Origin of the sequence: Acetobacterium wieringae (assembly GCF_023700225.1) — a bacterium.
Classification (GTDB): Bacteria; Bacillota; Clostridia; order Eubacteriales; family Eubacteriaceae; genus Acetobacterium; species Acetobacterium wieringae.
Map to the genome: position 1 here is coordinate 348,885 of NZ_CP097897.1, position 11,860 is coordinate 360,744.

Annotated in this window: 13 protein-coding genes; all 13 read left to right on the forward strand. The window is 44.8% G+C overall.

The window, feature by feature from the left end; translation table 11 throughout:
* Positions 1 to 79: 79 nt before the first annotated feature.
* The 13 genes from CHL1_RS01645 (at position 80) to CHL1_RS01705 (ending at position 11,827) form a co-directional block, all read left to right on the forward strand.
* Positions 80 to 1,480 carry an RsmF rRNA methyltransferase first C-terminal domain-containing protein gene (locus CHL1_RS01645; RefSeq protein WP_250934448.1) on the forward strand — a complete coding sequence of 467 codons (1,401 nt, stop codon included), beginning with the start codon at positions 80 to 82 and terminating at the stop codon, positions 1,478 to 1,480.
* A gap of 10 nt (positions 1,481 to 1,490) precedes the next feature.
* Positions 1,491 to 1,895: a DapH/DapD/GlmU-related protein gene (locus CHL1_RS01650; RefSeq protein WP_070369662.1), complete on the forward strand. Its 405-nt coding sequence runs from the start codon at positions 1,491 to 1,493 to the stop codon at positions 1,893 to 1,895.
* Between the two features lie 8 nt (positions 1,896 to 1,903).
* Positions 1,904 to 2,395: a 2-thiouracil desulfurase family protein gene (locus tag CHL1_RS01655; protein WP_250934449.1), complete on the forward strand. Its 492-nt coding sequence runs from the start codon at positions 1,904 to 1,906 to the stop codon at positions 2,393 to 2,395.
* Between the two features lie 96 nt (positions 2,396 to 2,491).
* Positions 2,492 to 3,544: a D-alanine--D-alanine ligase family protein gene (locus CHL1_RS01660; RefSeq protein ID WP_250934450.1), complete on the forward strand. Its 1,053-nt coding sequence runs from the start codon at positions 2,492 to 2,494 to the stop codon at positions 3,542 to 3,544.
* 120 nt (positions 3,545 to 3,664) lie between these two features.
* Entirely contained in the window at positions 3,665 to 4,096 is a 432-nt protein-coding gene (locus tag CHL1_RS01665) for a YwiB family protein (RefSeq protein WP_250934451.1), read from the forward strand.
* Between the two features lie 127 nt (positions 4,097 to 4,223).
* Positions 4,224 to 5,900 (forward strand): arginine--tRNA ligase, encoded by a 1,677-nt coding sequence (gene argS / locus CHL1_RS01670; protein ID WP_250934452.1) that lies wholly within the window; start codon positions 4,224 to 4,226, stop codon positions 5,898 to 5,900.
* Between the two features lie 2 nt (positions 5,901 to 5,902).
* Positions 5,903 to 6,610, forward strand: a complete 708-nt coding sequence (locus CHL1_RS01675) for a tRNA threonylcarbamoyladenosine dehydratase (RefSeq protein WP_070369657.1) — start codon at positions 5,903 to 5,905, stop codon at positions 6,608 to 6,610.
* Positions 6,611 to 6,966: 356 nt separating this feature from the next.
* Complete coding sequence (ispF, locus tag CHL1_RS01680) at positions 6,967 to 7,452, forward strand: 2-C-methyl-D-erythritol 2,4-cyclodiphosphate synthase (RefSeq protein WP_070369698.1); 486 nt, start codon at positions 6,967 to 6,969, stop codon at positions 7,450 to 7,452.
* Positions 7,449 to 8,144, forward strand: coding sequence for a 5'-methylthioadenosine/adenosylhomocysteine nucleosidase (locus CHL1_RS01685; protein ID WP_148638042.1), 696 nt, complete (start codon positions 7,449 to 7,451; stop codon positions 8,142 to 8,144). Before ispF ends, CHL1_RS01685 begins: the two co-directional genes overlap by 4 nt.
* Positions 8,141 to 9,328 (forward strand): alanine racemase, encoded by a 1,188-nt coding sequence (gene alr / locus CHL1_RS01690; protein WP_250934453.1) that lies wholly within the window; start codon positions 8,141 to 8,143, stop codon positions 9,326 to 9,328. The genes CHL1_RS01685 and alr overlap by 4 nt, the downstream gene beginning before the upstream one ends.
* A 14-nt stretch (positions 9,329 to 9,342) precedes the next feature.
* Positions 9,343 to 10,152: a transketolase gene (locus CHL1_RS01695; protein ID WP_250934454.1), complete on the forward strand. Its 810-nt coding sequence runs from the start codon at positions 9,343 to 9,345 to the stop codon at positions 10,150 to 10,152.
* 2 nt (positions 10,153 to 10,154) lie between these two features.
* On the forward strand, positions 10,155 to 11,093 hold the full coding sequence (locus CHL1_RS01700) for a transketolase family protein (RefSeq protein ID WP_250934455.1): 939 nt from the start codon (positions 10,155 to 10,157) through the stop codon (positions 11,091 to 11,093).
* Between the two features lie 134 nt (positions 11,094 to 11,227).
* Positions 11,228 to 11,827, forward strand: a complete 600-nt coding sequence (locus CHL1_RS01705) for a nitroreductase family protein (RefSeq protein WP_250934456.1) — start codon at positions 11,228 to 11,230, stop codon at positions 11,825 to 11,827.
* Positions 11,828 to 11,860 lie beyond the last annotated feature (33 nt).

The window sequence follows — 11,860 nt, forward strand, 5'->3', positions numbered from 1 at the left end:
TGAAATAAGTATTGTTAATAATCAGGGCGGTGCCAGAAAAGGAATTGTCTGAAATAAAGTAGTAAAAATGGGGATCACAATGCAATTACCTGAAGCGTTTAAGGAAAAAATGAAAAATCTGATGGGCGCATCCTATCAGAGTCTGCTGGATTCCTATGACCAGCCAGAGAGCAAGGGGATTCGCGCCAATACCCTGAAGCTTACGCCTGGTGAACTGGCCGATAAATTACCATTTAAGACCCAGGGTGTGAACTGGTGTAAAGATGGATTCTATATTGATCATACGGTGCGGCCGGGCAAAAATCCCTATTATTACGCCGGGCTTTATTACGTTCAGGAACCGACAGCCATGGCGGCGGTCGGAGTGCTTGACCCTCAGCCGGGGGATTGGGTGCTGGATCTTTGTGCGGCACCGGGAGGGAAATCCACCCAAATCGGAGCCCGACTTCAAGGGGTGGGGGTGCTGGTTGCCAATGAGCTGGTTAATTCTCGGGCTGGCGTTCTTTCTACCAATATCGAACGGATGGGGATCACCAATGCCCTTGTGACCAATGAATTTCCGGAACGGCTGGTGGACTCTTTTTATGAGAGCTTTGATAAGATATTAGTCGATGCCCCCTGCTCTGGCGAGGGGATGTTCCGTAAAGATCCTGGTGCTCTGGCTGACTGGAGTCTGGAACGGGTTGACCGTTGTCGGGGAAAGCAAGAAAAGATACTGGAAAGTGCCCATCGTCTGCTAAAACCTGGCGGGGTTCTGGTTTATTCAACCTGTACCTTTTCACCGGAAGAAAATGAACAAATGATCGAAGCGTTTATCGAAAAATATCCGTATGAAGTGGAAACGGTTGAGTTACCCGGGATTACTGATCATGGCCGGGTTGCCTGGACTCGAAAGCAGCAGGAGGCCATTGCAAAAACGCTGCGGATTATGCCCATGACAGTTAAAGGTGAGGGGCATTTTATTGCCAAACTAAAAAAATTGCCAGGCCAGGCGGAAAACCTTGAAGTCAAACAGGGATATGCCAAATCCCGGTTGAAAAAGGCGACGCGTATGGAGTTGCAGGACTATTGTGATTTTGCCAAAAACAATCTCGATCCGGAATTTTATCAAAAAATTGCAGATCGTCTTTATCTTTTGGGGGAACACCTTTATGCCATCCCGACAGGGATTTTACTTGAGCGAATTGCCAATTTAAAACTTTTGCGTCCCGGGCTTCACCTAGGCACCTTTAAGAAAAATCGCTTTGAGCCCAGCTATGCGCTGGCCATGGCGCTTGGCTTGTCTCAGGCCAAAAATAGCTGCAATCTATCTGATGAAGAGTTGGCTTATCAGTATTTAAAAGGTGAGGCATTAAACCTCGCGGCTTCCAAAGGGTGGATTCTGATTGGCTACAATGGCTACCCGCTGGGGTTTGGTAAAGCCAGCGAAGGGTTGATCAAGAACCACTACCCCAAGGGGTTGAGAATCAGAAAAAAATAGGAGAAAGCAGATGAAACACCAGGTGAACGAAAGAAATGTTCACCCCAGTGCGGTGATTGCCGAAGCGGTTACGATCGGAAATGAAACCACCATTGGTGCCGGGGCAATTGTTGGCGCCGGGGTTTCCATTGGAGAAAATTGTCAGATTGGTACCGGTGTGATCATTGAAGCAAACACCAGGGTTGAAGATAACTGTGTTTTAGAGCCCGGAGTGATTATTGGAAAAGATGTGACCATTGGTCATCATACCAAAATAGGAATGGGCGCTAGAGTTACCAACAAGGTAACGATTGGTTCCGGTTCGATTATAAAAATTGGTGAAATTATCTTAAAAGATATGATTTATAAAATGGTATTTAAGCGGGGCGCCTGGATTTACCGGGAGGACAGTTTGGATCACAAAAACGAAGAATGAGGGGAAAAATGAATCAGAAAGACTTTACTTGTTTAAAAGAAGCGTTGGAAAAGAAAAAGAAGATTTTAGTATCCAGCTGTTTGCTGGGAATGAAGATTAATTATGAGGGCAAAGCCCATCCGGTGGATGAATTGCGTCAACTCTTTTTACAGGGACAGGCCATTCCAGTTTGTCCGGAGGTGTTGGCAACCATGCCGATCCCCCGGGATCCGGCGGAAATAGTCGTGGTCAATGGGGAGCGGAAAGTGTATAATAATAAAAAAATAGATGTGACTGAAGAATATCTTCTGGGAGCGCAACGGACTTTAGACACAGCCCGAACATCAGGCGCTAAAATTGCCATTATGAAAAGCAAGAGCCCTTCTTGTGGCTGTGGAAAAATTTATGATGGCACGTTCAGTGAGAATCTGGTTAGTGGGGATGGTATCACCGTCGCCCTATTAAAAGAAAATGGTATTCGGGTTATTTCTGAAGAAGATTTTTTAGAGTGTCTGAAATAACCAGGTCTTTGCGAAGAGGTCGCAAAGCGTTCTGCTAGTTGTTAGCATTGATACAATCATAATAACGAGATCTCGAAAGAAAAGTGAGGAAAAGATATGAAAAACAAACTCAATATCGGCGTGGTTTTTGGAGGCCAGTCGGGCGAGCATGAGGTTTCCAGAGTCTCTGCTTACAATGTTTTAGGGGTTATCGATCGGAGTAAGTATAACATTGTTACCATCGGGATCTCAAAGCAGGGGAAATGGTATTTATATTCAGGTGATACAAAGAAAATCAAGGACGGTTCCTGGGAGCAGGATCAAGACAACCTGATTGCTGATTTTTCAATTTTCTCGCATCCGGAAATCGCTAAAATTGATGTTTTTTTTCCTGTTCTTCACGGACCAATGGGAGAAGATGGCACCATCCAGGGTGTTTTTGAAATGCTCAACAAACCCTATGTGGGGTGTGGGGTGTTAAGCTCAGCGGTGGGAATGGATAAGGTCTTCTCCAAGATTATGTTCCAAAGCGTGGGAATCCCCACCGGCAAATACATCTATTTTCGGGAAAATGAGTGGAAAAGAGATACCGAAAGCAAAATTGCCGAGATCGAAGCGGATCTGGGCTATCCGATTTTTGTTAAACCGGCCAATATGGGCTCCAGCGTGGGGATCAGCAAAGCGCATGACCGAAACGAGCTGGTTGCTGCCATTAATGAAGCATTTATCTATGACAATAAATTGATTCTGGAAGACTTTGTCAAAGGAAGAGAAATCGAATGTGCTGTTTTAGAAGTCGGAGACGTTATTCGGGCCTCAATTCCCGGAGAGGTCATTCCTTCAAAAGAGTTCTATGATTATGAAGCCAAATACTCAGCGACCGAAGATTCCAAGGTGGTCATTCCGGCTGAGCTATCGCAGGAAGTTACCGAAAAAGTCAGAGCCTATGCCATTAAGGCTTTTGAAGCCATTGAAGGTTCCGGCTTGACTCGGGTCGATTTTTTTGTCACTGATGATGAACGTATTTTAATCAATGAAGTAAACACCCTGCCGGGATTTACCAACATCAGTATGTATCCAAAAATGTGGGAAGCCACCGGAATTGGGTATATAGAACTTGTAGATCTGATTATTGCGTCAGCGAAGCGGAAACGCACCACGACCAACTAGGTTGTCCGATTTCTTTATGATGCGTAATCCTAATAAAAACTTAAACGGATAATTTTTCTTGATAAAAAAACCCAACAATGGTTTAATAGTGGGAGAAATTATACCTCTAGGAGGAGACCAATGACTGAAGAAAGAAAAAAAGTGTGGTTATCCATTTCGGGAACCGTCAAAAACGAAGAAGAAAAGGATACCCTGGAGTTCCTGACCGAAGGAGATTTATATAAAGAAGCGAATCGCTCCTGTGTGACTTATCACGAATCGGAAGTTTCCGGGATGGAAGGAACAATCACCACCGTTTGTGTTGATGCGCAAAAAGTATCAGTCATTCGTCTGGGAACCACCAATTCCATTATGGAATTTGAGCGGGGAAAGCGAAACCTGACCTGGTATTCCACCCCTTACGGGGATGTGACCATGGGGATTTTAACCAAGGATGTATTTGTCAATTATAATGAGGATAAAGAGCCCACAAAGGTGTCCATCGATTATGACATCGAAATCGAAGGGATTACCAATTCTCAGAATATTCTAAACATCAAAATCACCCAATAAAAATGGCAGCAATGTCAATCACAGGAGAAGCGCCAGTTGCGCTTCTCCTTTAAATTTCACCTGACCAGGAAAAAAGAGAAAGACTCGATTTATTGATAATAAAAAGAAAAGTGAGAGGAAACAAAGGATGTACATACGTGAAAAGATCACCAAACAGATTAAAACAATCATTGGCGATGCGCTGAATCAAACGGTTGAATCAGGAGCATTAACCATTGAAACGATGCCGGATCTTTTTCTGGAGATTCCCAGAGAAAAAGAACATGGTGAGTATTCGACCAATATCGCCATGCAGTTACCCAAACAGACGAAAAAAGCGCCCCGTTTTATTGCCGAAACCTTGGTTGCCAACATGAAAACGGCAGATTCCTATATTGAGTCAATTGAAATAGCTGGACCGGGCTTTATTAATTTTAAACTCAAACCCTACTGGCAGTATGCGGTTTTAGCCGAAGTGGCAGACTTGAAAGCCGATTATGGGCGAAGTCAAAAAAATACCGGAAAGAAATTTAACCTGGAGTTTATTTCGGCCAATCCCACCGGACCAATGCATATGGGAAATGCCAGAGGCGGAGCCATCGGCGATATCTTAGCGGCAGTGGCCGACTGGACTGGTTACGCCGTCACCCGGGAATTCTATATTAATGATGCCGGAAACCAGATTGTTAAATTTGGTGATTCTTTGGATGCCCGCTACCGGCAATTGATGGGCGAGGATATTCCCTTTCCTGAAGATGGATATCAGGGAGAAGATATTACCGACCATATGAAAGCTTTTATTGCAGCCAATGGTGATGTCCACCAATCGCTGACACCGGAAGAACGCAAACCGATTTTGATTGATTATGCGCTGAACAAAAACCTCAGCCAGATGAGAAGTGATCTCGAAGCCTATGGAATCCGCTATGACGTCTGGTTTTCGGAACAGAGCCTTTATGACAGCGGCGCCATTGAGAAGACCATTGAACTGTTGGGAAAAGGGGGTTTTACCTACGAACAGGAAGGTGCCTTATGGTTTAAAGCCACTGAATTCGGTTCCGATAAGGATGATGTGTTAATCCGGGCCAATGGACTGCCCACCTATTTTATGGCGGATATCGCCTATCACATGGATAAGTTTATTAACCGCGGCTTTAATCGTTGCATCAATGTCTGGGGCGCTGATCATCACGGCCATGTGGCCCGACTCAAAGGCGCATTAACAGCGGTGGGAATTGATGCTGGTAATTTTGACGTGGTCATCATGCAACTGGTCCGCTTGCTTCGAAATGGTGAAGTGGCAAGAATGTCCAAACGCCAGGGAAAAGCCATTGCCCTGACTGATCTCATCGATGAAGTGGGTGTTGATGCCACCCGCTTTTTCTTCAATCTGCGCTCGCCGGACAGTCACTTTGACTTTGATCTGGATTTGGCAATTGAGCAGTCCAATGACAATCCGGTGTTTTATGTGCAGTATGCCCATGCCCGAATCTGTAGCATTATTCGCCAGATGACCGAAGAACTGGATCAGACGATTCCCCTGGATTACAGCCGCCTGGTTGAAAAAGAAGAATTGAATCTGATGGAAATCCTTGCTAATTTCCCGGATGAAATTTTGACTGCTGAAGATAAATTGGATCCCAGCCGAATTACCCGCTATGCGATTGATCTGGCCGCAGCCTTCCACAGTTTTTATAATGCCTGCCACGTTCGGGTTGACGACAAGGCTTTAATGAAGGCCCGAGTTGCGCTGATTGAGGCAACAAAGCAGGTTATTCAAAATGCTCTGGGTATTTTGGGAGTATCGGCTCCGGAAAGAATGTAAAAATGAAAACAGAATCAGGAATCTTTGACCGAACCGAAAAACTGATTGGAAAACCCGGTTTGGAGATTCTAAAAAATTCAAGAATCATCCTGTTCGGGGTTGGTGGTGTTGGTTCTTTTGTGGCCGAAGCTTTAATTCGCAGTGGGGTTGGTTTTTTAACAATTGTGGATAAAGACATCATCGATCCCAGTAATCTGAATCGTCAGATTATGGCCAATGTTAAAACCATCGGTAAGAAAAAAGTGGATGTCATGGCCAGAAGACTGATTGCCATTAATCCGCTTTCGATTGTTCATCCGATGCATAAATGCTATACCCCTGAGAATTATCAGGAATTTCATCTTCAGGACTATGATTATATCATCGATGCGGTGGATATGGTGACGGCAAAAATCGATCTGGTCATTAAAAGTCAGCAAAACAAGGTGCCGATTATCAGTTGTATGGGAACGGGAAATAAGCTCGATGCTAGCCGCTTTAATATTACTGACATCTATGAAACTTCGGTTTGTCCGCTGGCCAAAGTGATGCGAAAAGAACTGCGGGAACGGGGGGTAAAATCACTAAAAGTGCTTTATTCCACTGAAGAACCGATTATCCGAGAAACCCCGCCCGGCAGCATTGCCTTTGTCCCATCGGTAGCCGGTCTTTTGATTGCCGGAGAAGTGGTCCGGGATCTGTTAAAAACTAACAGCGGACATGAGGATTAATATTTTGACAATAGTCACCAGATCAAATAGCTTAAAAGCCATTTAAGTTATTTATTTGGTGGCGTTTTTTTGTTTGCTTTATGTTATAATTTTTAATGAAAATTCAAGTTCAGAGAAATTCACAGGATCGGCCTCGAAGCATACAGCCGGAAAAACAATTTAACCTCTGAATTGAGACAAAAGTTTTCGAAAAAAGATATTATTTTATCATTTGCAAAAATAAAAGTGCTGTTTGGATGGATTCTCAGCGCATTTTGGGATCACCAGATGTAAATTTGTGGAAACGAAAAAAATCTGTACAAATGGCTAAAAATGTGGTTAAATTTATTTGGAAACGAGCTGGAAGGAGTAAAATGATACGGATCGGAATTGGTTATGATGTCCATCGTTTAGTAAAAAATCGATCACTCATTTTAGGCGGTGTAAAAATAGATCATTCTTTGGGGCTAAAGGGCCATTCGGATGCGGACGTATTGGTGCATGCCATTATGGATGCCTTGTTAGGCGCCCTGGCATTGGGCGATATCGGCAAACATTTTCCGGATGCTGATGCCGCCTACAAAGATTGCGACAGTTTGCTGCTACTTAAAAAAGTGGGACAATTGGTGGCAGAAAATGGATATATAATTAACAACATCGATTCAACGATTATTGCACAAGCCCCAAAGCTTGCGCCGTATATTGAAATGATGGTGGAAAATATCAGAATTACTCTGGATTTATCCAGAGGTTGTGTTAGTGTAAAAGCGACAACCGAAGAAGGTCTGGGTTTTACTGGAAGTGAACAGGGAATCGCTGCCAATGCAGCGGTGAGTCTTTTGAAGGGAGAAAAAAGCAGATGATCGGTATTATTGCAGCCATGGACAGTGAGGTTCGTGACATCAAAGCGGCGATGGAAGATGGGATCAAGGTTCATCACGGAGGAATGACTTTTTTTAAAGGAAAACTTCATCAGAAAGAAGTGGTGGCTGTCAAAAGTGGAATCGGAAAAGTTAATGCCGCCATGTGTGCTCAGGTATTGATTGACATTTTTAAAGTAACGGCCATTATCCATGTAGGGGTAGCTGGTGCAGTGCATCCCGAGCTGGAAATTGGTGACATCGTTATTTCTGAAGACAGTTGTCAATATGATATGGATGCCCGGGCCTTTGGTCATCCCCGGGGTGAAATACCAAACATGGATATTACCTTTTTCAAGGCCGATTCAACCCTTATCAAGCTGGCGGTGGCAGCTGCGCAAGATCTTGGTGCGACGCATCGGGTGGGTCGAATTATGACTGCCGATTTAGGTGTGAACTCCAACCAGCTCAAACAAGAATTACTGGAAGAATTCGGCGGTCTTTGTGTGGAAATGGAAGGGGCAGCAGTAGGACAGGTGGCAATGCTCAATCAGGTTCCCTATCTGGTCATTCGTTCCATGTCTGACAAAGCCGATTCCAATCTGACTGATGATTACAAGGCAAATCTCGAAGCATCAATCAAAAATGGGGTAGCCATGGTGCTAAAAATGGTTCAGGAAGTTCCGACGGCATGAAAGAGTTGGCACTCCGCCCGACCTGGGCAGAAATTGACCTGGATGCTCTGACCAGTAATTACGAAGAAATTCGCCGGATTGTCGGGCCTGACGTTAAAATTCTGGGCGTGGTTAAAGCCGATGCTTACGGTCATGGCAGTTTGGAATGTGCCCAAACCCTTTGTGATGCCGGGGTGGATATGTTGGCGGTCGCTTTCATTGATGAAGCCATCGCCCTCCGACAGGGGGGAATTACCGAACAAATTTTATTGTTGGGATATACCTCAAAAGCACATATCCCAGACCTGATCCGCTGGGATGTAATTCCCGGAGTTTATCAGATGGATTTTGCCCAGGCTTTGTCGGAGCATTGTCAGGAAATTGGCATTCGGCATCCCATTCATGTAAAAATTGATACGGGTATGGGGCGCATTGGGATTGGCTGGCGAGAAGCTTCACAAGCAATTGAGGCGATGAATCAATTGGAAGGAATCGAACTTCAGGGGTTGTTTACCCATTTTTCCACCGCCGATGCCGCTGATAAAACCCACACGCAGGAGCAGATTCGACGCTACCGACAGGTTATCTCGGAACTGGCAGAAAAAAATATTGTTATTCCCATTAAGCATATGGCCAACAGCGCCGGGATATTTGATGTGGACGGCGTTCATTTTGACATGGTGCGGCCGGGGATTATTCTCTACGGTCTCTATCCGTCGGCGGAAGTGGATCGGTCAAAAATCAGCTTAAAACCGGTGATGACCCTGAAGTCAACCATTGTTCATCTCAAAACCCTCCATCCTGGCGAAACCGTCAGCTATGGCAATCGTTTTGTTGCTGAGGAGGATCGAATTATTGGCACCTTACCAATTGGTTATGCCGATGGCTACACCCGGATGCTCAATGGTTTGGCCAAGGTCTTTGTTTCCGGCCAGCTGGTGCCGGTGGTTGGGAGCATCTGTATGGATCAATGCATGATCGATTTAACCGATGTGGAAGCGGTTTCCCTGTATGACGAAGTGGAGCTTTTTGGTAACAATATATCTGCGGATGTATTGGCCGACGCATTGGGGACCATTAATTATGAAATCACCTGTATGGTCAACAAACGGGTGCCCCGGGTCTTCATTAAGGATGGTGTCCCCCAAGCTGTCAGGCGAGACATTTTAGATCGGCAAATCAACACAAATAGTGATATTTATTAAAAGAGGAGAATTAAATGGCATTTTTAGAAGAAACCGTTAGGGGAATCCGCAAGGATATTGTAAAAATGATTGGCAAGGCTTCTTCAGGTCATCCTGGGGGATCATTGTCGTCAGCAGAAATTTTAACCCTGCTCTATTTTGAGCAAATGAATGTGGACGAAAACAATCCCCAGAAAGAAGATCGGGATCGTTTTGTGTTATCAAAAGGACATGCGGCTCCAGTGCTGTATGCAACCTTGGCGGCAAAAGGCTTTTTTCCCAATGCGGAGCTGGAAAATCTGCGACAACTGGGCTCCATCCTTCAGGGCCATCCGGACATGAACAAGGTCCCGGGGGTAGATATGTCGACTGGTTCATTGGGACAGGGAATTTCGGTGGCTGCCGGAATGGCATTGGCGGGAAAAATGGACAACAAACCCCATAAAATTTATGCGCTACTGGGCGATGGTGAACTACAGGAAGGTCTTGTTTGGGAAGCCGCCATGGCAGCTTCGCACTATCAGCTGAATAATCTGATTGCCTTTGTGGATAATAATAATCTTCAAATTGACGGTGCCATCTGTGAGGTGATGTCACCATTCCCCATTGATGCAAAGTTTGAAGCCTTTGGATGGAATGTCATCACGGTGGAAGATGGTCATAGCTTTGATGAACTGCGAACTGCTGTGGAAGCAGCCAAAAAATCAGAAGATAAACCAACTGTGATTATTTGTAAAACGGTTAAGGGTAAATGCGTTTCATTTATGGAAAATAATGCGGGATGGCATGGAAAAGGGCCGAATGCAGAAGAAGTGAAACAAGCATTGGCAGAATTGGAGGCATAATCATGGCAGAAAAAAAAGCAACACGACAGGCATATGGTGAATATCTGGTAAAGCTGGGAGAAAAGAACCCCAATCTGGTGGTGCTGGATGCGGATCTTTCCGGAGCAACTAAAACGAATATTTTTAAAAAGGCACACCCGGAACGACATTTCAACGTGGGGATTGCCGAAGCAAACCTGATGGGTATGGCTGCTGGTCTGGCAACGGCCGGAAAAGTGCCCTTTGCCAGTACTTTTGCTATTTTCGGGGCAGGCCGGGCTTATGAAATTATCCGTAACAGTATTTGTTATCCAAAACTGAATGTAAAAATTGCCTTAACCCATGCGGGTATCTCCGTAGGTGAAGATGGCGGTTCACATCAGTCTGTTGAAGATATTGCCCTGATGCGGGTATTGCCCAATATGACGGTGTTATCACCGGCAGATGCCATCGAAACCGAAAAAATGCTGGATGCGGCCATGACAATTGACGGACCAGTATATATTCGTTTAGGTCGCAGTGACGTGCCTGTGCTTTTTGATGAAAGCTATCACTTTGAATTGGGTAAAGCCAGTATGATGAAAAGCGGCAGTGATGTGACCATTATTGCGACCGGTTTAATGGTGGCAGCAGCACTGGAAGCGGCTGACCAGCTAAAAGAAGAAGGAATTTCAGCCCAGGTGATTAATATGGGCTCAATCAAACCGATTGATGTGGATGCCATTAAGCAGGCTGCCTTAACGACAGGGGCCATTGTTACCGCCGAAGAACACAGCATTATTGGTGGTTTGGGTGGAGCCGTTGCAGAAGTTTTGGGTGATGAGGCGCCGGTACCGCTGGAACGAGTTGGTGTAAAAGACCTGTTTGGACAATCCGGCAAGGTGGCACCGCTGATGGAAAAATATGGTTTGACGTCGAACGATATCGTAGCTGCTGCAAAAAAAGTGGTGAGTCGCAAATAAATGTAAACCTCGAAAAAACAGGGTCATGATGACTCTGTTTTTTTGAGGTTACTTAATTTACAAATTGAAATTGTCAAAAATAGGAGTATAATACTTATCATAAGGGCTAATATATTTTACAAGAAGGAGTATTTATGCCACTGGATTTTAAAGAAGCTATCGAAGGACGACGCTCAATATACGAGATTTGTAATGAAAGTACCATCACGGCTGAAGAAATACTGGAGATTGTTGACCATTCGACGAAGCACATACCGTCGGCATTTAACTGCCAAAGTCAGCGGGTTGCAGTATTATTTGGAGAAAAGCATCTGGAATTCTGGGGGATTGTGATGGACATACTCAGAAAACGAATTTTGGCTGATGAGTTTCGCTCTACCGAAAATCGAATCAATGGTTTTGCGGCAGGATGCGGGACATTGTTGTTTTATGATGATACCTCAGTAACGAAAGGACTGATGGAAAAGTTTTTGCCCTATCGGGACAGTATTCCGGATTGGGCTGAACAGGCCAATGGAATGCTGCAGTTTGCCATCTGGACCCAATTGGAAGCCGCCGGTCTGGGCGCCAGCCTGCAACACTATAATCCAATTATTGACAAGGACGTGAAAGATGCCTTTCTGATTCCATCGGATTGGCGACTGATTGCTCAGATGCCTTTTGGGGTTCCTACGGAGATGCCCGTTGCAAAGAATTTTGAACCGATTGAACGGCGGGTTATCGTCGTCGAATAATTAAATCAAAAAAACACGGTTATTCCGTGTTTT